At 70.6% G+C, this 25,363-nt stretch carries 27 protein-coding genes; 17 read left to right on the plus strand and 10 right to left on the minus strand.

Annotation, left to right across the window (positions count from 1 at the left end):
* Both PV343_RS20700 and PV343_RS20705 read left to right on the plus strand, forming a co-directional pair.
* Window positions 1-771, plus strand: a 771-nt coding sequence (locus PV343_RS20700) for an RDD family protein (RefSeq protein ID WP_319148447.1), incomplete at its 5' end; no start/stop codon positions are given.
* A gap of 71 nt (window positions 772-842) precedes the next feature.
* Window positions 843-1,625: an RDD family protein gene (locus PV343_RS20705; protein ID WP_319148448.1), complete on the plus strand. Its 783-nt coding sequence runs from the start codon at window positions 843-845 to the stop codon at window positions 1,623-1,625.
* Between the two features lie 124 nt (window positions 1,626-1,749).
* Here PV343_RS20705 and PV343_RS20710 read toward each other — a convergent pair whose 3' ends face one another.
* Window positions 1,750-1,986, minus strand: a complete 237-nt coding sequence (locus tag PV343_RS20710; RefSeq protein WP_319148449.1) for a hypothetical protein — start codon at window positions 1,984-1,986, stop codon at window positions 1,750-1,752.
* A gap of 374 nt (window positions 1,987-2,360) precedes the next feature.
* Here PV343_RS20710 and PV343_RS20715 point away from each other — a divergent pair, with 374 nt between their 5' ends.
* On the plus strand, window positions 2,361-4,718 hold the full coding sequence (locus tag PV343_RS20715; protein ID WP_319148450.1) for an immune inhibitor A domain-containing protein: 2,358 nt from the start codon (window positions 2,361-2,363) through the stop codon (window positions 4,716-4,718).
* Between the two features lie 121 nt (window positions 4,719-4,839).
* Window positions 4,840-5,175: a hypothetical protein gene (locus tag PV343_RS20720; RefSeq protein WP_319148451.1), complete on the plus strand. Its 336-nt coding sequence runs from the start codon at window positions 4,840-4,842 to the stop codon at window positions 5,173-5,175.
* Between the two features lie 22 nt (window positions 5,176-5,197).
* Here PV343_RS20720 and PV343_RS20725 read toward each other — a convergent pair whose 3' ends face one another.
* Both PV343_RS20725 and PV343_RS20730 read right to left on the minus strand, forming a co-directional pair.
* A complete protein-coding gene (locus PV343_RS20725) occupies window positions 5,198-5,791 on the minus strand; it encodes a nicotinamidase (protein WP_319148452.1) in 594 nt (197 codons plus the stop codon).
* A gap of 96 nt (window positions 5,792-5,887) precedes the next feature.
* On the minus strand, window positions 5,888-7,234 hold the full coding sequence (locus PV343_RS20730; protein WP_319148453.1) for a nicotinate phosphoribosyltransferase: 1,347 nt from the start codon (window positions 7,232-7,234) through the stop codon (window positions 5,888-5,890).
* 7 nt (window positions 7,235-7,241) lie between these two features.
* Between PV343_RS20730 and clpS the strand changes: the two genes are divergently transcribed.
* The 9 genes from clpS (at window position 7,242) to PV343_RS20775 (ending at window position 15,181) form a co-directional block, all read left to right on the plus strand.
* Window positions 7,242-7,607, plus strand: a complete 366-nt coding sequence (gene clpS, locus PV343_RS20735; RefSeq protein WP_319148563.1) for an ATP-dependent Clp protease adapter ClpS — start codon at window positions 7,242-7,244, stop codon at window positions 7,605-7,607.
* Window positions 7,608-7,619: 12 nt separating this feature from the next.
* Complete coding sequence (locus PV343_RS20740; RefSeq protein ID WP_319148454.1) at window positions 7,620-8,222, plus strand: DUF2017 domain-containing protein; 603 nt, start codon at window positions 7,620-7,622, stop codon at window positions 8,220-8,222.
* 352 nt (window positions 8,223-8,574) lie between these two features.
* Window positions 8,575-9,996, plus strand: a complete 1,422-nt coding sequence (locus PV343_RS20745) for an amino acid permease (RefSeq protein ID WP_319148455.1) — start codon at window positions 8,575-8,577, stop codon at window positions 9,994-9,996.
* Window positions 9,997-10,140: 144 nt separating this feature from the next.
* Window positions 10,141-10,563 (plus strand): M67 family metallopeptidase, encoded by a 423-nt coding sequence (locus PV343_RS20750; protein ID WP_319148456.1) that lies wholly within the window; start codon window positions 10,141-10,143, stop codon window positions 10,561-10,563.
* Between the two features lie 79 nt (window positions 10,564-10,642).
* Entirely contained in the window at window positions 10,643-10,738 is a 96-nt protein-coding gene (locus PV343_RS20755; protein WP_020940333.1) for a putative leader peptide, read from the plus strand.
* A 119-nt stretch (window positions 10,739-10,857) separates the two neighbouring features.
* Complete coding sequence (locus tag PV343_RS20760) at window positions 10,858-11,136, plus strand: MoaD/ThiS family protein (RefSeq protein WP_020940332.1); 279 nt, start codon at window positions 10,858-10,860, stop codon at window positions 11,134-11,136.
* 17 nt (window positions 11,137-11,153) lie between these two features.
* A complete protein-coding gene (locus tag PV343_RS20765) occupies window positions 11,154-12,104 on the plus strand; it encodes a cysteine synthase (RefSeq protein WP_317443599.1) in 951 nt (316 codons plus the stop codon).
* Between the two features lie 345 nt (window positions 12,105-12,449).
* Window positions 12,450-14,516, plus strand: a complete 2,067-nt coding sequence (locus tag PV343_RS20770; RefSeq protein ID WP_319148457.1) for a putative Ig domain-containing protein — start codon at window positions 12,450-12,452, stop codon at window positions 14,514-14,516.
* Between the two features lie 206 nt (window positions 14,517-14,722).
* Complete coding sequence (locus PV343_RS20775; RefSeq protein ID WP_319148458.1) at window positions 14,723-15,181, plus strand: hypothetical protein; 459 nt, start codon at window positions 14,723-14,725, stop codon at window positions 15,179-15,181.
* Window positions 15,182-15,212: 31 nt separating this feature from the next.
* Here the strand turns inward: PV343_RS20775 and PV343_RS20780 are convergent, their stop codons facing one another.
* Complete coding sequence (locus PV343_RS20780; RefSeq protein WP_319148564.1) at window positions 15,213-15,683, minus strand: type II toxin-antitoxin system PemK/MazF family toxin; 471 nt, start codon at window positions 15,681-15,683, stop codon at window positions 15,213-15,215.
* Window positions 15,684-15,910: 227 nt separating this feature from the next.
* Here PV343_RS20780 and PV343_RS20785 point away from each other — a divergent pair, with 227 nt between their 5' ends.
* On the plus strand, window positions 15,911-16,663 hold the full coding sequence (locus tag PV343_RS20785) for an MBL fold metallo-hydrolase (protein ID WP_319148459.1): 753 nt from the start codon (window positions 15,911-15,913) through the stop codon (window positions 16,661-16,663).
* Window positions 16,664-16,741: 78 nt separating this feature from the next.
* On the opposite strand, the gene PV343_RS20790 is transcribed toward PV343_RS20785, so the two are convergent.
* On the minus strand, window positions 16,742-17,992 hold the full coding sequence (locus tag PV343_RS20790; protein WP_319148460.1) for a PTS transporter subunit EIIC: 1,251 nt from the start codon (window positions 17,990-17,992) through the stop codon (window positions 16,742-16,744).
* A 152-nt stretch (window positions 17,993-18,144) separates the two neighbouring features.
* Window positions 18,145-19,464, minus strand: a complete 1,320-nt coding sequence (locus PV343_RS20795; protein WP_319148461.1) for a PTS transporter subunit EIIC — start codon at window positions 19,462-19,464, stop codon at window positions 18,145-18,147.
* Between the two features lie 184 nt (window positions 19,465-19,648).
* On the opposite strand from PV343_RS20795, the gene PV343_RS20800 reads away from it, so the two are divergent.
* The 3 genes from PV343_RS20800 to PV343_RS20810 all read left to right on the plus strand — a co-directional run bounded on the left by PV343_RS20800 (window position 19,649) and on the right by PV343_RS20810 (window position 21,223).
* Entirely contained in the window at window positions 19,649-19,882 is a 234-nt protein-coding gene (locus PV343_RS20800) for a glucose PTS transporter subunit EIIB (RefSeq protein WP_020940324.1), read from the plus strand.
* A gap of 77 nt (window positions 19,883-19,959) precedes the next feature.
* Complete coding sequence (gene rph / locus PV343_RS20805) at window positions 19,960-20,697, plus strand: ribonuclease PH (protein ID WP_319148462.1); 738 nt, start codon at window positions 19,960-19,962, stop codon at window positions 20,695-20,697.
* Window positions 20,698-20,821: 124 nt separating this feature from the next.
* Window positions 20,822-21,223, plus strand: coding sequence for a hypothetical protein (locus PV343_RS20810; RefSeq protein WP_319148463.1), 402 nt, complete (start codon window positions 20,822-20,824; stop codon window positions 21,221-21,223).
* Between the two features lie 29 nt (window positions 21,224-21,252).
* On the opposite strand, the gene PV343_RS20815 is transcribed toward PV343_RS20810, so the two are convergent.
* From PV343_RS20815 to PV343_RS20830, 4 genes are read right to left on the minus strand one after another with little or no spacing between them, the layout of a single operon-like run.
* Entirely contained in the window at window positions 21,253-22,041 is a 789-nt protein-coding gene (locus PV343_RS20815; protein ID WP_319148464.1) for a DUF1707 domain-containing protein, read from the minus strand.
* A 9-nt stretch (window positions 22,042-22,050) separates the two neighbouring features.
* Entirely contained in the window at window positions 22,051-23,013 is a 963-nt protein-coding gene (locus PV343_RS20820) for an ATP-binding cassette domain-containing protein (protein WP_319148466.1), read from the minus strand.
* A 2-nt stretch (window positions 23,014-23,015) separates the two neighbouring features.
* Window positions 23,016-23,783, minus strand: a complete 768-nt coding sequence (locus PV343_RS20825) for an ABC transporter permease (RefSeq protein WP_387954253.1) — start codon at window positions 23,781-23,783, stop codon at window positions 23,016-23,018.
* A 49-nt stretch (window positions 23,784-23,832) separates the two neighbouring features.
* A complete protein-coding gene (locus PV343_RS20830; protein WP_319148468.1) occupies window positions 23,833-24,633 on the minus strand; it encodes an ABC transporter permease in 801 nt (266 codons plus the stop codon).
* Window positions 24,634-25,363: the final 730 nt, after the last annotated feature.

Below are 25,363 nucleotides of genomic sequence, written 5' to 3' on the forward strand. Positions count from 1 at the left end.
GCCGGGAAGGCGGCCGCCGCCCGGGCCGCCGCGCAGACACCCCAGGCAGCGCCCTCGGCCGTGGCCCCCGCGGTACCGCAGCAGACGGCACCGCCGCAGGGCGGCCAGCAGGGCGGCCCGCAGCAGGCGCCGGCCCCGGGCACCCCGCTGACCGCGGGTCCCGGCGGTGGCCAGACCTCCTGGGCGCAGCAGGTGCACCGGCTGGCCGGGGGTGCGGACGAGCAGCCCGTGGCGCCCTGGAAGCCGCCCGTGGAGGACGTGTTCCAGGCGGCCGCCCGCCGGCAGGCCGCGGCCCGTCCGGCCGGGCTGGGCAAGCGCCTGGCCGCCCGTCTGGTCGACAGCCTGGTCGTCGGCGCCGTCACCGCCGCCGCGGCGGTCCCGCTCGGCACCCGGGCGGTCGACCACGTCCAGCAGAAGATCGACGAGGCCAGGCTGTCCGGCCGCACCGTCACCGTCTGGCTGATCGACGGCACGACCGGCACCTCCCTCGCCATCGTGCTCGGCGTCCTGCTGGTCTCCGGTGTCCTCTACGAGGTGCTTCCCACCGCCAAGTGGGGCCGCACACTGGGCAAGAAGCTGTGCGGTCTCGAGGTGCGGGACATCGAGGCGCACGAGCCCCCGGGGTTCGGCGCCGCCCTGCGCCGCTGGCTGGTCTACAGCGTCCCCGGCCTGCTCGGCATCGGGATCGTCGGCGTGCTGTGGTGCGTGTTCGACCGGCCCTGGCGCCAGTGCTGGCACGACAAGGCGGCCCACACCTTCGTCGCCGACTGAGCGGGCGCGCCCGTCCCCCGTACGGCCGCCCGCCGGATGCGGGGACGGGCGGTTCGCGGTGCACTCGGGCCATGAGCAGCGAACCGCCCCCCGGCTCCGGAGAGCAGCCTCCGGAGGACGACCCGTTCAGGAAGCGGCCCCCGGCGGACCAGGGGTCGGGCTCGCCGTACGACGCTCCGTACGGCGACCGGCAGCCCCCGCCGCCCGGCGGTCAGCCGCCACCCCCGGGTGCCCCGCCCCCGCCTCCCGGCGGCGGACAGGAGCCCCCGCCCGGCGGCTGGCAGCCACCGCCCTACGGGGGCGCGCAGCCCCCGCCGCCCGGCGGCCCGTACGGCGGCGGCCCTTACGGGGGCGGTGGTCCCTACGGTGCCGGGGGCCAGGGCTACCCCGCCGACCCCCTCGCGGGCATGCCGCCGCTCGCCGACAGCGGCAAGCGGACCCTCGCGCGCATCATCGACATGATTCTCGTCGGGATCGTCGTGTGGCTGCTCACCCTGGCGTTCGGCGTCCGTGCGTACACCGTCAACGGCACCGGGAGCGAAGTGGCCCGCTCCATCGGGCAGTCCGTCATCGCCGCCGTCTGCTACGTCGCCTACGACACCTTCCTGATCGCCAGGACCGGGCAGACCCTCGGCAAGAAGCTGCTCAAGATGAGGGTGGCCAACCTGGACAACGGCTCCACCCCGGCCACCCGGACCTCGCTCAACCGGGCCCTGGTGCTGTGGCTGCCGTTCGCCTTCTGCTGCGCCTGCGTCTGGACGGCGATCTGCGGCGGCTGGAGCTTCTTCGACCGGCCGTACAAGCAGGGGCTGCACGACAAGGCGGCCAAGACGGTGGTGGTCAGCACCCGTTGACATCCGGCCGGTGACCGCGAGGCGGCGGTCACCGGACCGGCGGGGTGCGCGGCCGGCGGGTGCGAGAGCGGCGGTTCCGGGGCAGTCACGGAACCGCCGCTCTCGCACGTGCCGGCCGGAGGTGTCAGAACGCCGTGGGCACGCGTTCCTGCTCGGGGGCGCCCTGGGTCGCGGTCTCGGCGGCCTGCGTCCGGGGCAGCGGGACCGTCATGGCCACCAGCAGACCCAGTGCGAGCGCGGCCAGGGCGATGACGGCGATCCCGAGGCCCGAACCCGTCTGCGACAGCAGCAGCATGGCGAGCGTCGAGAAGATCACGGTGCAGGAACCGTAGGCGAGCTGTGCGGCGGTCGGACGAGGCATGGCAATCGTGTCCTCGGAAGCTGGTTGCCTGGATGTCGGGAGGGTGCCAGTTGACTCTATTCGCGTGCATGCCCGAACCCGACGCTTGGTAAGCGTGACCTAACCCACGGTGCCGGTGCACAGGGGGCGCACGGAGTCATGCGGTCCGCCAACTGGACTGCGGCACGCGCCCGTCGGGGACCCGCGAGACGTTCGTAAAGCGAACGCCGCCTCCGCATAACGCACTTGTCCTGCTCAAGTCAAGGTCTGTCTTTTCTTCTAAACCTCTAGTCAAATGTCGTCACTTGATTACAACGCGTTGATCGTGCGCGCGCGGATCCAACCAACATCGGGTCCCCTGTCCGAGCGCGCGGCGCGGGGGAGGAACTCATCAAGTGACCAGCAGAACCTGGACGTTCAGAGCCGCAGCTATCGGTGTGGCCCTTGCGGCGGCTTCCGCCACCTTCACGACCTTCGCGGTCGCGGAGGCCGGCACCACCGCCCCGTCGGCTGCCGCGAACCGGCACGACCCGGCTCCGGTGAAGCAGCAGGGCCATGACCTCGACGGCCCGATGAGCAAGACGCAGAAGGCCCAGCGTCAGGAGGCCCTGAACCAGCTCATATCGGGCAAGGTGAAGGCCAAGGACCGCAACGGCTCCAAGGTCGTCCAGCTCAAGAGCAAGAAGGGCGACAGCAAGTACGTCGAGCTGAGCCGCGAGAAGACCGACAAGATCTTCACCATCCTGGTGGAGTTCGGGGACCAGACGGACCCCAAGTTCGGCGGCACCGCGGGCCCGCGGCACAACAAGATCGCCGCGCCGGACCGCAAGAAGGACAACTCGACGGCCTGGCAGAAGGACTACAACCAGAAGCACTACCAGGACCTCTACTTCGGCACCGGCAAGAAGACCGAGTCGCTGAAGAAGTACTACGAGAAGCAGTCCTCGGGCCGCTACTCGGTCTCCGGTGAGGTCACCGACTGGGTCAAGGTCCCGTACAACGAGGCCCGTTACGGCAACAACGCGTGCGGCCAGACCAACTGCCCGAGCGTGTGGAACGTCGTCAGCGACGGTCTGAAGGCGTGGGTCGCCGAGCAGAAGGCGGCCGGCAAGTCCGACGCCGACATCAAGGCGGACCTGGCCAAGTACGACCAGTGGGACCGCTACGACTACGACGGCGACGGCAACTTCAACGAGCCCGACGGCTACGTCGACCACTTCCAGATCGTGCACGCCGGTGAGGACGAGTCCGCCGGCGGCGGCGCCCAGGGCACCGACGCGATCTGGGCCCACCGCTGGTACGCCTTCGGCACCGACGCCGGCGCCACCGGCCCGGCCGACAACAAGCTGGGCGGCGCGCAGGTCGGCGACACCGGTGTCTGGGTCGGCGACTACACCATCCAGCCGGAGAACGGCGGCCTCGGCGTCTACGCCCACGAGTACGGCCACGACCTCGGTCTGCCGGACGAGTACGACACCGCGGGCGGCGACAACTCCACCGGCTTCTGGACCCTGATGTCCTCCGGTTCCTGGCTGGGCACCGGCAAGGAGGCCATCGGTGACCTGCCGGGCGACATGAACGCCTGGGACAAGCTGCAGCTGGGCTGGCTCAACTACGACTCCGCCAAGGCGGGTGTCTCCTCCTGGCACAAGCTGGGCGTCGCCGAGTACAACACCAAGTACCGCCAGGCGCTGGTCGTCACGCTGCCGAAGAAGGCCGTGAAGACCGAGATCGTCACCCCGGCGCAGGGTTCCGCCCAGTGGTGGAGCGGCAGCGGTGACAACCTCAAGAACACGCTGACCCGTTCGGTGGACCTCACCGGCAAGACGTCGGCCGCCCTCACCCTCGACGGCTGGTACGACATCGAGAAGGACTACGACTACCTCTACGCCGAGGTGTCGACCGACGGCGGCGCCAACTGGACCGCGCTGGACGGCACGGTGGACGGCCAGGCCATCCCGCGTGACGGCTCCGACAAGCCGGCGCTGACCGGTTCGGTCGACGCTTACAAGAAGCTGTCGTACCCGCTCGACGCCTACGCGGGCAAGAAGATCGACCTGCGCTTCCGCTACCAGAGCGACGGCGGCGTGGCCCTGAAGGGCTTCGCGGCCGACGAGATCACGGTGACGGCGGACGGCACGGCGCTCTTCTCCGACAACGCGGAGTCCGCGGACGCCGCTTGGACCGCGAACGGCTTCTCCCGCATCGGCGCGTCCTTCACCAAGGACTACGCGCAGTACTACCTCGCCGAGAACCGCCAGTACGTGTCGTACGACAAGACCCTCAAGGTCGGCCCGTACAACTTCGGCTTCGCGAGCCGTCCGGACTGGGTCGAGCACTACCCGTACCAGAACGGCCTGCTGATCTGGAAGTGGGACACCTCCCAGGCGGACAACAACACGAACGCCACCAGCGGTCACCCGGGCACCGGTCTGATCCTCCCGATCGACGCGCACCCGAAGGCGCTGAAGTGGGCCGACGGCACGCTGCTGCGCAACCGCATGCAGGCCTACGACTCGCCGTTCAGCCTGGACGCCACGGACGGCATCACGCTGCACAAGGCGGACAAGGTCACCAAGATCAAGTCGCAGAAGGGTGTGTCACTCTTCAACGACCACACCAGCACCTACTACGACAAGACGAACCCGACCGGTGGCGTCAAGGTCACTGACACCAACACCACCATCAAGATCATCAAGCAGGCCAAGGACGGCTCGACCCTCGAGCTCGAAGTCGGCCGCGCGGTGAAGTAGCGGATATCTCCGCAGGTCAGAAGCGTATCGGCGGTGACCCCCTGGCGGGTCGCCGCCGATCGTGTTTAGGTGCGTCCTGTGACTCGCTTATTGACACCGACCGGAACGGGGATGTGACCGCATGGCCGCAGGAGGCTTCTGCAAGCTGCCGAACGGCTCGGTGGTGGTGGCGCTCAACCTGCCCGGCCTCGGCCCCGCCGGGGGCACCGAAAAGGTCCGGGTCCTGGTGCTCGCGCTGAACCGCGCCCGCGCCCTGACCCGGCTGCGCAACCTGGGCCTGCGCGCGGTCTACCTGCGGGGCAACGCGGCGCCGCCGACCCCCGACGAGATCACGGCGGTCCTGCACCACCCGGACGGCCTGATATGGCGCACCGCGCCGGACAACGGTGTCCTCGCCACCGAACTGTGGCACCCGATCCGCGCCCTGCTGCGCGGATCGGCGGTGGCCAGGCCCTAGGACCTGGCGTCCGGACCGGGCCCTAGCCGCTGACCACCGGCTTGCCGGTGAGCTCCACCCCGGCCTCGCGCAGCTCCTCCAGGGCCCGCTCGGTCGTCTCGGGGGCCACGCCGGCCGTCAGGTCCAGCAGGACCTGCGTCCGGAAGCCCTCCCGGGCGGCGTCCAGGGCCGTGGCGCGCACGCAGTGGTCCGTCGCTATGCCCACCACGTCGACCTCGTCGATCTGGCGGTCGCGCAGCCACTCGGCCAGGCTCGTCCCGTTCTCGTCGGTGCCCTCGAAGCCGCTGTAGGCCGCCGAGTACGCGCCCTTGTCGAACACCGCGTCCACCGAACCGGAGGCGACGGCCGGGGCGAAGTTCGGGTGGAAACCGACGCCCTCCGTGCCCGCGACGCAGTGCGCGGGCCAGGAGCGGACGAAGTCCGGGTTGTCCGCGAAGTGCCCACCGGGTGCGATGTGATGGTCACGGGTGGCGACCACGTGGCGGTATCCGGCGCCGCCCGTCTGGCCGATCAGCTCGGTGATGGCGGCGGCCACGTCGGCACCGCCGGACACCGCGAGGCTGCCCCCCTCGCAGAAGTCGTTCTGCACGTCTACGACGATCAAGGCGCGGCGCATGCTGGCTGTCCTTCGACTGTGGGTTAAGTAACTGAGCCTAGAGACTTTCGGGCCTCCGCGGGAGGGGGCGTCGGCGGGGCGGACGGCGGACGCGCGTCAGCTGCCCGCGCGCCCCCGGACGTACTCCGTCGGCAGGACGGGTTCGCCGCGGGAGAGCTGGGTCGCCGACAGCGGCAGATTGGCCCGTGCGGCGATGTGCCGCTCGCGGGGCGCGTCGAGCGGCTCGCGCGCCACCACCGCGCCCCCCTTGACCAGCGGCACCAGCAGCTGCCGGTCGGCCAGTGCGTCCGGCACCGGCCCGGTGCCGACGACCTCGGCCTCGGCCACCCCGTCCTCGTCCAGCCGCCGGGCCGCCCACTTGCGCCCGCCGACCGAGGACTTGCCCCCGCTGGACTTCTTGGCGACGGGCACCAGCGGCGCCTCCGGGTCGGCGGACTCGGCGCGGGCGACCAGCTTGTAGACCATCGAGCAGGTCGGGTGCCCGGAGCCGGTCACCAGCTGGGTGCCGACACCGTAGGCGTCCACGGGCGCGGCGGCGAGCGAGGCGATGGCGTACTCGTCCAGGTCGGAGGTGACGACGATCTTCGTGCCGGTCGCACCCAGCTCGTCGAGCTGCTGGCGCACCCGGTGGGCCACCAGCAGCAGGTCCCCGGAGTCGATGCGCACCGCGCCCAGCTCGGGTCCGGCCACCTCCACCGCCGTACGGACCGCCTCGGCGACGTCGTAGGTGTCCACCAGCAGTGTGGTCCCCCTGCCCAGGGAGTCCACCTGGGCCTGGAAGGCGTCCCGCTCCCGGTCGTGCAGCAGGGTGAAGGCGTGCGCGGAGGTGCCGACGGTGGGGATGCCGTACCGGAAGCCGGCCGCGAGGTCGGAGGTGGTGGCGAAGCCGCCGACGTAGGCGGCCCGCGAGGCGGCCACGGCGGCCAGCTCATGGGTGCGGCGGGCGCCCATCTCGATCAGCGGGCGGTCGCCCGCCGCCGAGGCCATGCGGGAGGCGGCGGCCGCGATCGCCGAGTCGTGGTTGAGGATCGAGAGGATCACGGTCTCCAGCAGCACGCACTCGGCGAAGGAGCCCTCGACCCGCATGATCGGGGAGCCGGGGAAGTACACCTCGCCCTCCGGGTAGCCCCAGACGTCACCGGTGAAGCGGTAGTCGGCGAGCCACGCGCGGGTCTCGTCGTCGACGATGCCCCGCTGGTGCAGGAAGGCCAGCACGGGCTCGTCGAAGCGGAAGTTCTCCACCGCGTCCAGGACGCGCCCGGTGCCGGCCACCACGCCGTAACGGCGCCCCTCCGGCAGCCGCCGGGTGAAGACCTCGAACACGCTGCGCCGCTCGGCCGTACCGCTCCTGAGGGCGGCCTGCAGCATCGTCAGCTCGTACTGGTCCGTGAAGAGCGCCGTCGACGGGACGTCCACCGGCAGCCCAAGGTCCGCTGTGTTCATGGCAAGCATGCTACCCCCATTTCGTCAGTGTGACGATTTGTCGGCCGCGTGGCAGCATGGCTGTGTGACGTCACCCGCGCCCGTAGAGATCGAACGCACCGAGTCGGCGGAGGAGGTCTTCGCCGTACCTGAGCCCGACGTCCCCTGGGTCACGATCGTCCACAACGACCCGGTCAACCTCATGAGCTACGTGACGTACGTCTTCCAGTCGTACTTCGGGTACACGAAGGACAAGGCCACCAAGCTCATGCTCGACGTCCACCACAAGGGCCGGGCGGTCGTCTCCAGCGGCAGTCGCGAGGAGATGGAACGCGACGTGCAGGCGATGCACGGCTACGGTCTGTGGGCCACCCTCCAGCAGGACCGGAAGTAGCGAACCCGTCAGATGCCCGGACACTTCGAACCGATCCCCGGTGGCGGCGCGGCCGTCGCCCTCGACGACGTCGAGATCTCCATCATCCGGTCGCTGGCCGTCCAGCTCCTGGAGCTGATCGGCCCCGGCCCGGGCGGCGACGCCCCCGAGGACCCGCTGGCCGAGCTGTTCGCCGAGGGCCCGAGCGAGCCGCCCGCCGACCCTGTCCTGCGCCGGCTCTTCCCGGACGCCTACGTCGACCCCGAGGCGCCCGGCACCGCGGCCGAGGCCGAGGAGCGGCGGGCGCACTCCGCCGAGTTCCGCCGCTACACCGAGAACGACCTGCGGGCCGCCAAACGGGAGAACGCCCTCGTGGTCATCCGCTCCCTGGACGCGCTCGCGCCGGTGGACGAGGGCGGCGCGATCCTCAAGCTGGCCCCCGCGGAGTCCCGGTGCTGGCTCGGCGCCCTCAACGACCTGCGCCTGGCGATCGGTGCCCGGCTGGAGATCACCGACGAGGACGACACCGATCTGCTCTACCGGCTCCCCGACGAGGACCCGCGCAAGCCGATGGTGCTGGCGTACCTGTGGCTCGGCGGTCTCCAGGAGACGCTCGTCACGACCCTTATGTCGTAGTCACGACGGACATCACCCCTTTTGCGCGTCCGCTCAGAGGACGCTCAAATCCGGATAACGATCCCGTCACCGTTGCGGCCTGTTTTGCCGCATTCGAGCGCTCTTTGTCCGGTTCTTCCTGTGGCGTGCGCCACATCGTGCTTCTGTGATCAGTATTGCGGCCGTGATAAATCTTCACGACCGCCCGGCGAACACCACCCATGTTCGGCCGGGTGCGCCACCGAGCCGGCGACCGCCGGCCAGGCACGGGCGGGCTCGCGAAACCCGCCCAGCTCCATCAATCCGGGGGGATCGAAACCCGATCCGAGGCCGACGAAAGGCCCGGGTCGGCATGGAGAAAGGCGCACCACACATGACCTCCGAGAAGAAGGTCACCACTGCCCCTGAGGAGGGGTACGAGCGCGGGCTCGGCAGCCGTCAGGTCCAGATGATCGCGATCGGCGGCGCCGTCGGCGTCGGTCTGTTCCTGGGGGCCGGGGCGAACATCGCCAAGGCCGGACCCAGCCTCATCCTGATGTACGCCCTCGCGGGCGTGATCATCTTCTTCATCATGCGGGCGCTCGGTGAGCTGCTGCTCTACCGCCCGGTCTCGGGCTCCTTCGCGGAGTACTCCCGGGAGTTCCTCGGCCCGTTCTTCGGCTACTTCACCGGCTGGACGTACTGGCTCATGTGGGTGGTCACCGGCATGGCCGAGCTGACGGCCGCCGCCATCTACGTGCACTACTGGTTCCCGGCCGTCCCCCAGTGGGTGACCGCGCTGGTCTTCCTGGTCGTCCTGTTCGTGGCCAACCTGATCTCGGTGAAGCTCTTCGGTGAGATCGAGTTCTGGTTCTCCATGGTCAAGGTCACCGCGCTGATCGGCATGATCGTGATCGGCCTCGGCGTGCTCACCTTCGGCTTCAGCGCCGCCGGCGACACGGCCCACGTGGCCAACCTCTGGCAGTTCGACGGCTTCTTCCCCAAGGGCGTCGGCTCGTCCCTGATGACCCTGCAGGGCGTCATGTTCGCCTACCTCGCGGTCGAGCTGGTCGGCGTCACCGCCGGCGAGTCCGAGGACCCGGAGAAGACCCTCCCGAAGGCGATCAACACCCTGCCCTGGCGCATCGCGCTCTTCTACGTCGGTGCCCTCACCGTCATCCTGTGCGTGGTGAAGTGGACCGAGTTCGCGGCGGGCGTCAGCCCCTTCGTGAAGGCGTTCGCGGTGATCGGCATCCCGGCCGGCGCGGGCATCGTCAACTTCGTGGTGCTGACCGCGGCCCTGTCGTCCTGCAACTCCGGCATGTACTCCACGGGCCGCATGCTGCGCACCCTGGCCGACAACGGCGAGGCGCCGCGCGTCTTCAGCCGGCTGTCCGCCTCGAAGACCCCCGCGCTCGGCATCACCGTCTCCGTCGCCTTCATGGCGATCGGCGTGGTCCTCAACTACGTCGTGCCGGAGAAGGCGTTCGGCTACGTCACCTCCGTCGCCACCGCGGCCGGCATCTGGACCTGGCTCATGATCCTGGTCAGCCACGTCCTCTACCGCCGCGCGGTCGTCGCGGGCCGGCTGCCGGCCTCCTCCTTCCCGGCGCCGGGCGGCGCGGTGTGCAGCTGGATCGCCATCGTGTTCCTGCTCTTCGTCACCGGCCTGATCGCGATCGACGCCGAGTCCCGCATCTGCCTCTACGTGATGGCCGGCTGGGCCGCCGCCCTGGCCGTCGGCTGGGCGGTCCTGAAGGCCCGCAACCCGCAGGTCACCGAGCGCCGCGAGCCGGAGCTGGAGAAGGTGGGCTGACCACCGGCACAGACCATCCCAGGACGTCCGGCCGCCGCGGGTACTCGTGGCACCCACGGAGGCCGCCGCTCAGGACGTCCGGCATGTGGGCCGTCCCGTACCACACCTCGGTACGGGACGGCCCACACGCTTATCCTGGCCACCATGCTGACCATCACCCAGGAACTCGTCGACAGAATCGTCGCCCACGCCCGCGAGGACCACCCCGACGAGGCGTGCGGCGTCGTCGCGGGCCCGGCCGGCTCGGACCGCCCCGAGCGCTTCGTCCCCATGCTGAACGCGGCCATGTCGCCCACCTTCTACGAGTTCGACTCGGGCGATCTGCTCAAGCTCTACCGGGAACTGGACGACCGCGACGAGGAGCCGGTGGTGATCTACCACTCCCATACGGCCACCGAGGCCTACCCCTCCCGCACGGACATCTCCTACGCCAACGAGCCCGGCGCCCACTACGTGCTCGTTTCCACCGCGGACACCGACGGGCTCGGCGACTTCCAGTTCCGCTCCTTCCGGATCCTCGACGGCGAGGTCACCGAGGAGGAGGTCAAGGTCGTGGAGGCGTACTGATCTCAGCCCTTGGCTGCGATCGGTCCGGTATGTGGGATCACATTCCAGAAGCCGGACCGGGAATCGATACGATGAGCCCATGGTTCTGAACGACGTGAGCGAGAAGACGCCGGGCATCCTGCTCGTGGCGCGGCTGCACGTCGACCTGTGCAGGCTGAACAGCGCCATCTGTTGACGTTCCCCCACCGCCGTACGGCCGCTGCCGCGGCGCTCTCCCGGTGCCCGAGGTCCGGCGAGACCCCCGGGCGCGCGCACACCGAATCGCCGAAACCTTCCCGACAGGAGCCCGCAACCATGGCCATCGAGGTCCGCATCCCCACCATTCTCCGCACCTACACCGGCGGCCAGAAGGCGGTCGAAGGCACCGGGGAGACCCTCGCCGACCTGTTCGCCGACCTCGAGACCCGCCACACCGGCATCCAGGCCCGCATCGTGGACAACGGCCAGCTGCGCCGCTTCGTCAACGTGTACCTGAACGACGAGGACGTCCGCTTCGTCGACGGCATCGACACCAAGCTGTCCGACGGCGACACCGTGACGATCCTGCCGGCCGTGGCCGGCGGCATGGCCTGATCGGCCGCTGAGCAGCGATGCGCTACGACTCCCCGCTGGCCGCGGTGGGCAACACCCCTCTGGTGCGCCTGCCGCGGCTGTCGCCGTCCGCCGACGTCCGGATCTGGGCCAAGCTGGAGGACCGCAACCCGACCGGCTCGGTCAAGGACCGCCCGGCCCTGCACATGATCGAGCAGGCGGAGAAGGACGGCCGCCTGACCCCGGGGTGCACGATCCTCGAACCCACCTCGGGCAACACCGGCATCTCCCTGGCGATGGCCGCCAAGCTCAAGGGCTACCGCATGGTGTGCGTGATGCCCGAGAACACCTCTCAGGAGCGCCGGGACCTGCTCGGCATGTGGGGCGCCGAGATCATCTCCTCCCCGGCCGCGGGCGGTTCCAACACCGCCGTGCGCGTCGCCAAGGAGCTGTCCGCCGAGCACCCCGACTGGGTGATGCTCTACCAGTACGGCAACCCGGACAACGCGGGCGCGCACTACGCGACGACCGGTCCGGAGATCCTCGCCGACCTCCCGTCCGTCACTCACTTCGTCGCGGGCCTCGGCACCACCGGCACCCTCATGGGCGTCGGCCGCTACCTGCGCGAGCACAAGCCGGACGTGAAGATCGTCGCCGCCGAACCGCGCTACGACGACCTGGTCTACGGCCTGCGCAACCTCGACGAGGGGTTCGTGCCCGAGCTGTACGACGCCTCCGTCCTCACCACCCGCTTCTCGGTCGGCTCCGCCGACGCGGTCACCCGCACCCGGGAACTCCTCCAGCAGGAGGGCATCTTCGCGGGCGTCTCCACCGGCGCCGCCCTGCACGCGGCGATCGGCGTCGGGCGCAAGGCCGTGAAGGCGGGGGAGTCCGCCGACATCGTCTTCGTCGTCGCCGACGGGGGCTGGAAATACCTCTCCACCGGCGTCTACACGGCCGCCACCACCGAGGAGGCCATCGAGACGCTCCACGGCCAGCTCTGGGCCTGAGGGTCGGCCGACTCCTGGCCTGAGGGACGGCCGGCTCCGGACCTGAGGCCCTGGCCCGAGGCCGTTCCCGGCACCGGGAGCGGCCCGCATCAAGCCCGTGCCAGCCCCCTCCTATGAGGGGGCCAACCTCATCCTATGGAGGGGCAAAGAATTCCCTCCGGTACTGCCGGTGGCCCCGGGGGCGGGACTACGTTCCTCGCGCACCCTGTCATGTCACGCTCAGCGCGACAGGCGGGGCGTCTGTGAATGTCATGCTCATGACTCGCGGTTTCGCCGCCGCTACGCGCGTCACGGGCCTGCCCGACCCCTGCGAGAAACCCCACTTCCCCATGGAGGCAGTACCCCATGCGTGAGTCCCGCCCCAGCGGGCGGAGACGGAGTCTGCGAAGACTCGTCTCCATCGCCCTGCCCGCCCTCGCCCTCACCGTCGCCGGACTCGTCGCCGCCCCCACGGCAGGCGCCCAGACCACGGCGGCACACCCCCACACCGGCAAGGCCACCCAGAACGCCAAGGCCCTGACCGACCCGCGGCGGCAGATCTTCCACTCCACCGGCAAGGCCGGCCAGAAGGTCCCCACGACCCACCTCTGCGCCACCGCCGCACCGGGGCACGCGTCCTGCTTCGCGCAGCGCCGCACCGACATCAAGCAGCGGCTCGCCGCGGCCCTCGCCGCCGCCGCGCCCTCCGGCCTCTCCCCGGCCAACCTGCACAGCGCCTACAACCTGCCCACCAGCGGGGGCAGCGGCCTGACGGTGGCCGTGGTCGACGCCTACAACGACCCCAACGCCGAGTCGGACCTGGCCACTTACCGCTCCACCTACGGCCTGTCCGCCTGCACCAAGGCCAACGGCTGCTTCAAGCAGGTCAGCCAGACCGGCTCGACCACCTCGCTGCCCACCAACGACACCGGCTGGGCGGGCGAGGAGGCCCTCGACCTCGACATGGTCAGCGCGGTCTGCCCGAACTGCAACATCACCCTGGTCGAGGCGAACTCCGCGAACGACACCGACCTCGGCATCGCCGAGAACGAGGCCGTCTCCCTCGGCGCCAAGTTCGTCTCCAACAGCTGGGGCGGCGACGAGTCCTCCACCCAGACCAGCGAGGACACCCAGTACTTCAAGCACCCGGGCGTCGCCATCACCGTCTCCTCCGGTGACTCCGCCTACGGCGCCGAGTACCCGGCGACCTCCCAGTACGTGACCGCCGTCGGCGGCACCGCGCTCACCACCGCCTCCAACTCCCGCGGCTGGAGCGAGTCGGTGTGGCACACCAGCTCCACCGAGGGCACCGGCTCCGGCTGCTCGGCGTACGACCCGAAGCCGAGCTGGCAGACCGACACCGGCTGCTCCAAGCGCATGGAGGCCGACGTCTCCGCCGTCGCCGACCCGGCCACCGGTGTGGCGGTCTACGACACCTACGGCGGCTCCGGCTGGGCGGTCTACGGCGGCACCAGCGCCTCCGCGCCGATCATCGCCGGCGTCTACGCCCTCGCGGGCACCCCGGCCTCCGGCGACTACCCGGCGAAGTACCCGTACGCGCAGACCGGCAACCTGTACGACGTGACCAGCGGCAGCAACGGCTCCTGCACCACCTCGTACTTCTGCACCGCGCGCACCGGCTACGACGGCCCGACCGGCTGGGGCACCCCCAACGGCACCACCGCGTTCACCGGCACCACCAGCACCGGCAACACGGTGACGGTCACCAACCCCGGCAGCCAGTCCACCACCACCGGCGGCTCGGTCAGCCTGCAGATCAAGGCCAGCGACAGCGCGGGCGCCGCCCTGACCTACAGCGCCTCCGGCCTGCCCACCGGCCTGTCCGTCAACAGCACCTCCGGCCTGATCAGCGGCACCGCGTCCACCGCGGGCACCTACCAGGTCACGGTCACCGCGACCGACTCCACCGGCGCCTCCGGTTCCACCTCCTTCACCTGGACGGTCGGCACCTCCGGCGGCACCTGCACCTCGGCGCAGCTGCTGGCCAACCCCGGCTTCGAGTCGGGCAGCACCGGCTGGACCTCCAGCAGCGGCGTCATCACCACCGACACCGGTGAGGCGGCCCACGGCGGCTCCTACAAGGCCTGGCTCGACGGCTACGGCTCCTCGCACACCGACACGCTGTCCCAGTCGGTGACCGTCCCGTCCGGCTGCAAGGCCACGCTCACCTTCTACCTGCACATCGACACCGCGGAGACCGGCAGCACCGCGTACGACAAGCTGACCGTCTCCGCCGGCTCGACCACCCTGGCGACGTACTCGAACGTCAACGCCGCCTCCGGGTACGCGCAGAAGACCTTCGACCTGTCCTCGTTCGCGGGTCAGACGGTCACCCTGAAGTTCAGCGGGGTGGAGGACTCCTCCCTCCAGACCAGCTTCGTCGTGGACGACACCGCCCTGACGACCAGCTGATCCGTACGCCCCAGGTCCCGCACGCGAAGGCACCGCCCCGCGTGCGGGACCGCCGCGTTCGCAGGAACCGGCTGGAGGGGCTGACGGGGCCGCCGGTGCGGAGTGCGTCCGTCCGGTCCGCGGCCGGGTGGGATCCGCGAGCGCCCGTGGTACGTCACATCTGCGTCAGGGGCCGGTCGGCCCGCCACGGCAGAAAGGCGGTACCCATGCGTCGCACGACGCCCGTCGCCATCGCGGCGGCAGCAGTGCTCCTCGCGGCCTGCGGCTCCCAGAGCGGCGGGGACAAAGGAGGCGGAGACAGCGGCAAGGTGTCCCCGTCGGCATCCGCGCCGTCCACCGGCGGAGCGTGCGCCCCGCACGTGGAACTCACCGCCGGCGACAACGGCCGCACCGTCTGCGTGACCAAGGGCGGCGAGCTGCGGCTCACCCTGGACGGCACCAGGGCCCGGCCCTGGCAGCCGGTGCGGACCAGCGGCAGCGCCCTGCGCGCGATCAACTCCGGCTTCGTCATCCAGCCGGGTGACGCCACGGCCGCCTACCAGGCGGTGGCCGCCGGCACCGCGAAGCTGACGTCCTCCCGGCCGCTGTGCGCCGAACCCACGGCCCCCGGCCAGGTCTCCTGCAAGGGCATCCAGGAGTGGACGGTCACCGTGCGGGTGAAGTAGACGGTGAACTCAACGGTGAAGGCGCCGGCGGCTAGCCGGCGAGGTGCCGCACCTGGTCCCACAGGACCGGGTCGACCACGCCCACCCGGCGGCGGAAGTCGGCGACCGCCACCTCGCGCAACTCGTCGGTCTGCAGGAAGCTCGGCCGGCCGTGGGCGTCGCCCACCGCGCCCGGCGGCAGCGGGATCACGCCCGCGCGCTCGTCGTGGTACTTGCTGGTGATCTTCGCGACGGTGGCCCGGTTGCCGCGCACGGCCAGCACCAGACAGGGCCGGTCCTTGGCCTCCGGGCGGTCCTCGTAGGGGACCTGCGCCCACCAGATGTCACCGGGGTTCGGACGGGCGGTCCGGGCCCCGGCCCGGCCCGCGGGACGGCCGGAGGGACGGCGGCCGGGCGGCCGCCGCCGGCCGGGCCTGCGGCCGCGGCCCCAGCCGTCGACGAGCGTGGCCACCAGCGCGAGCAGTACCACCGCCGCGAGCGCCAGCCACCAGGACGTGTCCATAGGGACGACGTTACCGGCGCGCGCCCGGCAGCGCGCGCCCTCTGCAAGCTTCATGCGCCTACGGTCCAGCCGAACCGGTGACAGCACAGGTGAGTTCGCCCACAACGGCCCCTGGCAGAGGAGCGACCCGCCCTTTCGCGCCTTACGCTCGACAAACCGCACAACCCCCTGCCTGCTCCCTGCCTTTTTCCCGCCCATCGGTTCCCGCCAACGGAGGTTTCTGCTTCATGAAGCTCACCGTCGTCGGCTGCTCAGGGTCGTTCCCGTCCGCGGATTCGGCCTGCTCGAGCTACCTCGTCGAGGCCGACGGCTTCCGGCTGCTCCTCGACATGGGCAACGGCGCCCTCGGCGAGCTGCAGCGCCACTGCGGTCTCTACGACCTCGACGCGATCTTCCTGAGTCATCTGCACGCCGACCACTGCATCGACATGCTCGGGTACTTCGTCGCGCGCTACTACCGCCACGAGGGCGGCCGCTGCGATCCCCTCCCGGTCTACGGCCCCGAGGGCACCGAGCACCGGCTGACCACGGCGTACGCGGACACCCCCTCCGCCTCCTCCATGAGCGAGGTCTTCGACTTCCACACGGTCAAGCCGTCCACGTTCGAGATCGGCCCGTTCACGGTGCACACCGAGCGGGTCCGCCACCCCGTGGAGGCCTACGCGATCCGCATCGAGCACGGCGGGAAGTCGCTGACGTACTCCGGCGACACGGGGGTCAGCGAGGCGCTGGACGAGCTGGCCCGCGACACGGACCTGTTCCTGTGCGAGGCGGCCTTCACGTACGGCAAGGAAAACATCCCCGACCTGCACCTCAACGGCCGCGAGGCAGGCGAGTCGGCGGCCCGCGCGGGCGCCCGCCACCTGGTCCTGACCCACATCCCCCCGTGGACCGACCCGACCGTCAACCTGGCGGACGCACGCGAGGTCTTCACCGGCCCGGTCGACCTGGCCGCTCCGCGCCGTACGTACGAGATCTGACGCCGTCGCACGCAGCGCACGGACGGAGGCCCCCGGAGCCGCAGCTCCGGGGGCCTCGTCGTGCCGTGCCGTCAGGACTCACGCCTTCGTGAGGTCCTCGACCTCCTCCTCGGGCTCACGTCCCGGGGTGGGGATGTTGAACTTGATGATCGCGAACCGGAAGACGGTGTAGTAGATCGCGGCGAACACCAGACCGATGGGGATGATCATCCAGGGCTTGGTCGCCAGGCCCCAGTTGAGGAAGTAGTCGATCGCACCGGCCGAGAAGCTGAAGCCGTGGTGGACGCCCAGCGCCCAGGTGACGGCCATCGACAGCGCGGTGAGGACCGCGTGGATCGCGTACAGCAGCGGGGCGATGAACATGAACGAGAACTCGATCGGCTCGGTGATGCCGGTGACGAACGAGGTCAGCGCGAGCGAGAGCATCATGCCGCCGACGGCCTTGCGGCGCTCCGGGCGGGCGCAGTGGGTGATCGCCAGCGCCGCGGCCGGGAGAGCGAACATCATGATCGGGAAGAAGCCCGTCATGAACTGGCCGGCGGTCGGGTCACCGTGGAAGAAGCGCGGCAGGTCACCGTGCCAGACGGTGCCGGCGGAGTCCTTGTAGCTGCCGATCTCCTGCCAGGCCACCGTGTTGACGAACTGGTGCATGCCCACCGGGAGCAGTCCGCGGTTGATGGCGCCGAAGATGCCGGCACCGACGGCACCGAGGCCCGTCATCCACACGCCGAAGTCGGTGATGACCTTGCCGATGGGCTCCCAGATCAGACCGAAGACCACACCCATGCCGGTGCCGATGAAGGCCATCAGGATCGGGACCAGGCGGCGGCCGTTGAAGAAGCCCAGCCAGTCGGGCAGCTTGGTGCGGTGGTAGCGCTGCCAGACCACGGCGGAGATCAGACCCATGACGATGCCACCGAGCACCTTGGGGTCGTTGTAGGTCGCGGCGATGTCCGCGCCCTTGGTTATCTTCGCCTCGGTGATCGGGAACGCGGTCAGCACGTTCTTGTAGACGAGGAAACCGACCAGCGCCGCCAGCGCCGTGGAGCCATCGGCCTTCTTCGCGAAGCCAATGGCGATGCCCACGCAGAACAGCAGCGGAAGATTGCTGAAGACGGCGTCACCGGCGGTGGCGAACACGGCGGCGACCTTGTTCCAGCCGAGGCCGTCCTTGCCGAACACGTCGTCCTGGCCGAGTCGCAGCAGGATGCCCGCCGCCGGCAGCACGGCGATCGGGAGCTGGAGGCTGCGGCCGACTTTCTGCAGGCCCTGAAGCAGACCGGATCCCCGCTTCTTTGCGGGGGCCGCCGTCTCGGTGGCGGTGCTCATGGTTCCTCCATCGGGTGGTGGTCTACACCACTCAGTGGTGTAGACCTGTTGTAGCACGATGGGGGGCATGTAAGGAACCGTTGAATCCGCTACTGCGGCACTACGCAAAGTGCCGGGTCGGAGGGGGTGCGCGGGGACCCCATGGCCGGGGCTCAGACCTTGGTGACGTCCTCGACGTCCTCCTCGGGCTCGCGGCCCGGGGTGCGCAGATCGAACGTCGTGATCGCGAAGCGGAAGACGACGTAGTAGACGACGGCGAAGCACAGCCCGATGGGGATGATCGCCCACGGCTTCGTCGCCAGGTTCCAGTTGATGACGTAGTCGATCAGGCCCGCCGAGAAGCTGAACCCGTCGTGCACCCCGAGCCCCCACGTCACCGCCATCGACACCCCGGTCAGCAGCGCGTGCACCACGTACAGCAGCGGGGCGATGAACAGGAACGAGTACTCCAGCGGCTCGGTGATGCCGGTGACGAACGACGTCAGCGCCACCGACAGCATCAGCCCGCCGACCTCCTTGCGGCGGGCCGGCCGGGCGCAGTGCGTCATGGCCAGCGCGGCGGCGGGCAGCGCGAACATCATGATCGGGAAGAAACCCGAGGTGAACTGGCCCGCGTTCGGGTCGCCCGCCAGGAACATGTTGATGTCGCCGTGCACCGGCGACCCGCCCGGCGGCGTGTAGGTCCCGAACTGGAACCAGATCGGCACGTTCAGGAACTGGTGCAGACCCACCACCAGCAGCGCCCGGTTCGCGACGCCGAACACACCCGCGCCCCACGACCCCGCGTCCCGCAGCCACCCGCTGAAGCTCTCCAGCCCGGCCCCGACCGGCGGCCACACCCACAGGCACAGCGCCGCGAAGACGATGGCGGCGAACGCCATGATGATCGGCACCAGCCGCCGCCCGTTGAAGAAGCCCAGCCAGTCCACCAGCCGCGTGCGGTGGTAGCGGGCCCAGAAGAACGCGGCCAGCAGGCCCAGCACGATGCCGCCGAAGACCCCGGGATTCTGGAAGGTGTACGGCGTCACCGCGCCGGCCCCGGCACCGACGCTCACCTGGCAGCCGATGCCCGGCAGCTCCTTCGAGCCGCCCGGGCACCCTTGCGGGAACTCGTGCAGCACGCCGTAGTAGACGAGGAAGCCGGCCACCGCCGCGAGCGCGGTCGAGCCGTCCGACTTCTTCGCCATGCCGATGGCGACGCCCACGCAGAACAGCAGCGGCAGACCGAGGGAGCCGTCGAGCAGCGCGCCGCCCGCGCCCTTCATCACCTTCGACACGGCGTTCCAGCCCAGGCCCTGGTCGCCGAAGACGTCCGGCTGCCCCAGCCGGTTGAGGATGCCCGCGGCCGGCAGCACCGCGATCGGCAACTGAAGACTGCGGCCCATCTTCTGCAGCCCCTGGAACAGCCGGTTCCACCGCTCCCGCGCCGCACCGGCCGTACTGCCCGCGCTGCCTGCGCTCTCGGCGCTCATGGCGTCCTCCCCGGCGCTCGACTCGGGCATGGTTTGGCGACCGTCCCCGCTGTGGTGTAGACCAGTTGCCGGACGGTTCCGCTGTCGTGATCGCCATCATTGGGCACGCACGGCATGACCGCTCGCGAAGATGGGCCAACTGTGGGTTACTGCGACAAAGCGGTTCGGATCAGGGAGAAAGAACATGGCCAGCAAGGCTGAGAAGATCGTCGCGGGTCTCGGCGGTATCGAGAACATCGAGGAGATCGAGGGCTGCATCACCCGGCTGCGCACCGAGGTGTCCGACCCCTCGCTGGTCGACGAAGCCGCCCTGAAGGCCGCCGGCGCCCACGGCGTCGTCAAGATGGGCACCGCCATCCAGGTCGTCATCGGCACCGACGCCGACCCCATCGCCGCGGAGATCGAAGACATGATGTGAGCCCCCGGGCTCACCTGTAAGGGGCTCCTCCCGCCGCGGGGGGAGCCCCTCACGTCACGCCCGATAGGCTCGTGGCCATGTCTCGAATCGACGGCCGCACCCCCGAACAGCTCCGCCCCGTCACCATCGAACGCGGCTGGAGCAAGCACGCCGAGGGCTCCGTCCTCGTCTCCTTCGGCGACACCAAGGTCTTCTGCACCGCCTCGGTCACCGAAGGCGTCCCGCGCTGGCGCAAGGGCAGCGGCGAGGGCTGGGTCACCGCGGAGTACGCCATGCTGCCCCGCGCCACCAACACCCGCGGCGACCGCGAGTCCGTCAAGGGCAGGATCGGCGGCCGCACCCACGAGATCTCCCGCCTCATCGGCCGCTCCCTGCGCGCCGTCATCGACTACAAGGCGCTCGGCGAGAACACCATCGTCCTCGACTGCGACGTCCTCCAGGCCGACGGCGGCACCCGCACCGCCGCCATCACCGGCGCCTACGTCGCCCTCGCCGACGCCATCGCCTGGGCCCAGGGCAAGAAGCTGATCAAGGCCGGCCGCCAGCCGCTGACCGGCACCGTCAGCGCCGTCTCCGTCGGCATCGTCGGCGGGGTGCCCCTCCTCGACCTCTGCTACGAGGAGGACGTGCGCGCCGAGACCGACATGAACGTCGTCTGCACCGGCGACGGCCGCTTCGTCGAGGTCCAGGGCACCGCCGAGGCCGAGCCCTTCGCCCGCGACGAACTCAACGCCCTGCTCGACCTCGCCGTCAGCGGCTGCACCGAACTGGCCGTGATCCAGCGGGCCGCCCTGGCCGCGACCCGCGAAGAGTAAAGCCCGCCTCAAATCCGCGGGTGCGCGAGGGCAACCCCCGCACCCTCCCCGGCGTCCCTATGGATACGGGCGCACGGCCACCGCCGTGCGCCCGGCCAGCCGTACAAGGGGAGGGAACACCACCATGGCCGTCAGCCGACGCCGAGGCCGACTCACCGCCGTCGCCGCCGTCATGGCGACCGCAGCGCTCACCATGGGCCTCACCACCGGCTGCGACGCCGTGAACAAGGCCCTGGACTGCGTGCAGACCGCCGACTCCATCGCCGACGGCGTCACCGACCTCCAGCAGGCCGTGGAGAACGCGGCGAACGACCCCACCCAGGCCGACGCCTCCCTCGACTCCATAGAGAAGAACCTGCGCAAGATCGGCGACAAGACCGACGACGCCGACGTCAACAAGGCCGTCGACCACCTCGACCAGGCCGTGCAGAACGTCCGCACGGCCATCAAGAACGGCGACCACACCCCCGACGTCAGCCCCGTCACCGACGCGGCGGGCGAACTCACGAAGGTCTGCACCTCCTAGGGCCGGACAGACGCAGCGAGGGGGAGCGCTCAGCGCTCTCCCTGCCGGCGTCGCTCCCGGTCCAGTTCGCGGTCCAGTTCCCGGTCGAGCTCCCGGTCCAGCGTCCGCTCCTCGTGCCGCGCCCGGTGCAGCTCGTGCCGCGACTCCTTGCGCTCCAGGCGCTCCTGACGGCGCGTCTCCTTCAGCCGCTGCCGCTCGGCCCGGGTGACCTTGCGCTCCACACCGACCCCGCCCCAGAAGGCGAACCCGCTGATGACCACCCGCGGCGCACCCGGCTCGGGCCGACCGTCACCGTCCGGGTGGTCGAAGCCGCCCATGATCCCGACGCCGCGCACGACGACCTCGACCCCCGGGGGCACGATCACCTGAACGCCGCCCATGATCGCGACGCAGTTGATCTCGACCTCGCGGTCCGCGAAGTCCGCCTCCCGCAGGTCGATCTCGCCGCCACCCCAGAACGCGAAACAGCTGAACCGCCTGGGCACCGTCCAGCGGCCCTTGCGCTGGAACCCCGACAGGACCGCGACCCCGCTCGTCGACGACCCCTCACCACCGACGATCCGGCCCGCCCAACTCCCGTCCGCGACCGGCTCCTTGGTGAACGACACCGGCCGCGGCGCCGCCGTCCCGCTCGCCGGGAGATCACGCGTGATCGGCGTCAGCTCGGCGTACGTACGCGCCTTGTACGTCGCCTCCAGACGCTCCTCGAACTCTTCCATGTCCAGGCGTCCGTCGGCGAGGGCGTCCCGTAGGACCTCGCTGACCCGCTCACGATCGGCATCTGATGCGCGAAGATCCGGGACTGCGTCGTCGGTCATGGCAGAAGCCTACGAGACCGCCTTCTCGGCGTACATCTTCGCGATGACGGCCTCGATGTCCGGTTCCCGCACCGACAGGTCCACCAGCGGATACTCGGCCGCCAGGTACGCCACCAACGGCGCAGCCGACTGCCCCGCCGGGAACGCCAGCCACTGCCGCGGCCCCTCCACCCGCACCACCCGGCACGACGGCGCCTCGACCGGCGGCAGCTCCCGCTCCAGGTCCACCACCAGCGTCCGCTCACCCTCCCCGGCCTCGTGCAGCCCCGCGAGCGCGCCGTCGTACACCAGCCGCCCGTGGTCGATCACCATCACCCGCGAGCACAACTGCTCGATGTCCTGGAGGTCGTGCGTCGTCAGCAGCACCGTCGTCCCCAGACCCGCGTTCAGCTCCTTCAGGAAGCCCCGCACCTTGGCCTTCGACACGACGTCCAGACCGATCGTCGGCTCGTCCAGGTACAGCACCTCCGGGTCGTGCAGCAGCGCCGCCGCGATGTCCCCGCGCATCCGCTGCCCCAGCGACAACTGCCGCACCGGCACGTCCAACAGGGCGCCCAGCTCCAGCAGTTCCACACACCGGTCGAGGTTCTCCCGGTAACGGGCGTCCGGGATCCGGTACATGCGGTGCGCCAGCCGGTAGGAGTCGATCAGCGGCAGGTCCCACCACAGCGTCGTCCGCTGCCCGAACACCACCCCTATCCGGTGCGCCAGCCGCGTCCGCTCCCGCGACGGATCGATCCCCGCCACCCGCAGCCGTCCCGCGCTCGGCGTCAGGATGCCCGTCAGCATCTTGATCGTCGTCGACTTCCCGGCACCGTTCGGGCCGATGTAGCCGACCATCTCGCCGCGCGCCACGGTGAACGAGATCGAGTCCACCGCCCGCACCCGCCGCCGCTCCCGCTTCATGAACCCGGTCCTCTTGCGCACGTCGAAGACCTTCTCGACCCGGTCCACCTCGATGAACGCGTCCACCGCTAACTCCCTGTACTCCGATACGACCGAAGGCCCGTCCGCCACGCGAGACCCGCCGCCGCGCAGCACGCCACCGCCACCAGCGGAGGCGCGAACGCCGCCCACTCGGGCACCCCGCCCAGCGGATACGGCCGCCCCAGCACATAGGCGGCCGGCACCCAGTTGACGAAGGCCAGCGGCAGCATGAAGGTCACCCCCCGCACCAGCTCCTTGCCGAACACGGTCGGCGGGTACTGCAACAGCGTCTGACCGCCGTACGTGAACGCGTTCTGCACCTCGGAGGCGTCCTGAGCCACGAACTGGAACGCCGCCCCCACCACGAACACCGCGGAGAAGATCAACCCGCCGCACACCAGCATCCCCGGCACCATCAGCACCTTCACCGGCGTCCAGGCGATGTCCGACGCGACCAGCGCGTAACCCAGCACCAGCGCCCCCTGCGTGATCCGGGCGACCCGGCGCAGCGCGAACCGGTCGGCGGCCACCTGTGCCAGCACCGGCGCGGGCCGCACCAGCAAGGTGTCGAGCGTGCCGTCCCGCACCCGCGTGCCCAGCCGGCCCGCCGAACCGATCGCCAGGTCCGCGATCCCGAACGACGTCGCCGACAACCCGTACAGGAACGCCACCTCGGCCAGCGAGTAGCCGCCGAGGACGTCGACCCGCGAGAACATCAGCAGGATCGACACGAAGTCGAGCCCGGTCACCAGCACCCCGCCGCACACGGCCAGCGCGAACGACGCCCGGTAGGTCAGCGTCGACCGCATCCACATCCCGGCGATCAGCCAGTACGCGCGCAGCCCCTCCGCCACGGCACCACGCTCACCCACCCTGGACCACCACCCGCCGGGCCGCCGCCGACTGCAACAGCCGCCCCGCCGCCAGCAGCACCACCGCCCACACCGCCTGGAACGCGAAGGCGGGCAGCGGGTCCGCCTGCCCCATCAGCACATCCGCGGGCACCTGCACCTGCGCCGCCCACGGCAGCACCCGTACCACCTCACCGAGCGTCCCCGGGAACGCGTTGAGCGGCAGCGTCATCCCCGAACAGAAGATGCCCGTGATCATCAGCGCCTGGAGCGCCCCCGTGCCGTCCAGCAGCCAGAACCCGGTCAGCGCCACCAGATAACGGATCCCGAAGCTGACCAGCATCGCCAGCGCCACGGCCACCAGGAACGCCAGCCACGTCCCCACGTCGTGCGGCAGCGCCGTCGGGAAGACCAGCGCCCCGAAGGTGAACGGGATCACACCACGGCCGAGCAGCTGGAACACCGCCCGGCCCAAGTCGTTCGCCAGCCACCACACTTGCAGGTCCGCCGGCCGGTACAGATCGATCGCGACCTCACCCGTACGGATGCGTTCCATGAACTCCGTCTCGAAGCCGCCGCCCTGGATCGCCAACGTCGCGTACAGCGCCTGTCCCAGCCACACGAACGTCACCGCCTGCGCCTGGTCGTAGCCTCCGAGGTGCGGTTTCGCGTCCCACAGCGCCAGGTAGGTGTAGACGAGGATCAGCCCGAAGACCGTATTGGTGAAGACCCCTGCCGCAGTGGCGGCCCGATACGTCGCGTACCGTCTGAATCCCCCCGCCGCGACGGCCACGTACAACCGTCCCGCGCCCACGTCAGTCGACCTCCCTGGACATCTCGACACCGAAGCGCAGGAGCCTAGTCCGGAGGCACGGCGACCGGCCACGCATTTTCGTCCCGGATGCGTGCCGCGATCCGGGAACGGAACGCCAGGTGCGAGAGTCTTCAAACAGGGGGCGCAGAAGGCGTACGAGGCGTACGGGAAACGTACGACGCGAAACAGGAGTCCGTGCACGAGATGAGCGACGAGCCGCAGCCGCAGCAGCAGGGCAAGGGCGGGGCACCGGAGGAACCGCTGCCGGCTGAAGGGCCCGGGGAGCCGACGGGCTCCACCGACGCGAACGCAGATCCGGCCGAGGGGGCGGCAGGCTCGGCCGGGGCGACGCCGGAAGGCGGGTCGCCCCGCAACCCGTCGGTACCGGCCGCCCGCACCGGCCGCCTCGACCAGGTACGCCGCGCGGCCCAGGCGAGCCGCGCCGTCCCGGCTCCCCGCACGACCGGGCAGGCCGCGCCGACGGCCCCCACCCGGCCCGGCGAGGGCCGCCGGTCCGGCGCCTCCGGTGAGACCGACGCCTCCGGGCGGGCGGCGGAGCCCCAGCGGTCCGGTGAGGCGCGTGACACAGGCGCGACGCAGCCGCCCGGCGGGACCGGTGGGACCGTCGGGACCGGTGGCCGCGGTGGCGCTGCCGTGCCGCAGCAGTCCGGCGAGGGGCAGCGGTCCGGTGGGGCCGTGAGGCCCGGTGGTTCCCGGCCGTCCGGTGAGG

The sequence above is a fragment of the Streptomyces sp. WI03-4A genome (genome assembly GCF_033792105.1).
In the GTDB taxonomy this organism is placed as follows: domain Bacteria; phylum Actinomycetota; class Actinomycetes; order Streptomycetales; family Streptomycetaceae; genus Streptomyces; species Streptomyces collinus_A.

Excerpts from the sequence above, each read along its gene's own strand:
- PV343_RS20720 (WP_319148451.1), top strand. The coding sequence starts at position 4,840 with ATGGCCGCAGGAGGCTTCTGCAAGCTGCCGAACGGCTCGGTGGTGGTG.
- PV343_RS20755 (WP_020940333.1), top strand. The coding sequence starts at position 10,643 with ATGGTTCTGAACGACGTGAGCGAGAAGACGCCGGGCATCCTGCTCGTG.
- PV343_RS20745 (WP_319148455.1), top strand. The coding sequence starts at position 8,575 with ATGACCTCCGAGAAGAAGGTCACCACTGCCCCTGAGGAGGGGTACGAG.
- PV343_RS20825 (WP_387954253.1), bottom strand. The coding sequence starts at position 23,783 with ATGTGGATGCGGTCGACGCTGACCTACCGGGCGTCGTTCGCGCTGGCC.
- PV343_RS20730 (WP_319148453.1), bottom strand. The coding sequence starts at position 7,234 with ATGAACACAGCGGACCTTGGGCTGCCGGTGGACGTCCCGTCGACGGCG.
- PV343_RS20750 (WP_319148456.1), top strand. The coding sequence starts at position 10,141 with ATGCTGACCATCACCCAGGAACTCGTCGACAGAATCGTCGCCCACGCC.
- PV343_RS20780 (WP_319148564.1), bottom strand. The coding sequence starts at position 15,683 with ATGGACACGTCCTGGTGGCTGGCGCTCGCGGCGGTGGTACTGCTCGCG.
- PV343_RS20770 (WP_319148457.1), top strand. The coding sequence starts at position 12,450 with ATGCGTGAGTCCCGCCCCAGCGGGCGGAGACGGAGTCTGCGAAGACTC.
- PV343_RS20775 (WP_319148458.1), top strand. The coding sequence starts at position 14,723 with ATGCGTCGCACGACGCCCGTCGCCATCGCGGCGGCAGCAGTGCTCCTC.
- PV343_RS20710 (WP_319148449.1), bottom strand. The coding sequence starts at position 1,986 with ATGCCTCGTCCGACCGCCGCACAGCTCGCCTACGGTTCCTGCACCGTG.
- PV343_RS20800 (WP_020940324.1), top strand. The coding sequence starts at position 19,649 with ATGGCCAGCAAGGCTGAGAAGATCGTCGCGGGTCTCGGCGGTATCGAG.
- PV343_RS20810 (WP_319148463.1), top strand. The coding sequence starts at position 20,822 with ATGGCCGTCAGCCGACGCCGAGGCCGACTCACCGCCGTCGCCGCCGTC.
- PV343_RS20785 (WP_319148459.1), top strand. The coding sequence starts at position 15,911 with ATGAAGCTCACCGTCGTCGGCTGCTCAGGGTCGTTCCCGTCCGCGGAT.
- PV343_RS20725 (WP_319148452.1), bottom strand. The coding sequence starts at position 5,791 with ATGCGCCGCGCCTTGATCGTCGTAGACGTGCAGAACGACTTCTGCGAG.
- PV343_RS20705 (WP_319148448.1), top strand. The coding sequence starts at position 843 with ATGAGCAGCGAACCGCCCCCCGGCTCCGGAGAGCAGCCTCCGGAGGAC.
- clpS (WP_319148563.1), top strand. The coding sequence starts at position 7,242 with ATGCTACCCCCATTTCGTCAGTGTGACGATTTGTCGGCCGCGTGGCAG.
- PV343_RS20765 (WP_317443599.1), top strand. The coding sequence starts at position 11,154 with ATGCGCTACGACTCCCCGCTGGCCGCGGTGGGCAACACCCCTCTGGTG.
- PV343_RS20760 (WP_020940332.1), top strand. The coding sequence starts at position 10,858 with ATGGCCATCGAGGTCCGCATCCCCACCATTCTCCGCACCTACACCGGC.
- PV343_RS20790 (WP_319148460.1), bottom strand. The coding sequence starts at position 17,992 with ATGAGCACCGCCACCGAGACGGCGGCCCCCGCAAAGAAGCGGGGATCC.
- rph (WP_319148462.1), top strand. The coding sequence starts at position 19,960 with ATGTCTCGAATCGACGGCCGCACCCCCGAACAGCTCCGCCCCGTCACC.
- PV343_RS20815 (WP_319148464.1), bottom strand. The coding sequence starts at position 22,041 with ATGACCGACGACGCAGTCCCGGATCTTCGCGCATCAGATGCCGATCGT.
- PV343_RS20740 (WP_319148454.1), top strand. The coding sequence starts at position 7,620 with ATGCCCGGACACTTCGAACCGATCCCCGGTGGCGGCGCGGCCGTCGCC.
- PV343_RS20795 (WP_319148461.1), bottom strand. The coding sequence starts at position 19,464 with ATGAGCGCCGAGAGCGCAGGCAGCGCGGGCAGTACGGCCGGTGCGGCG.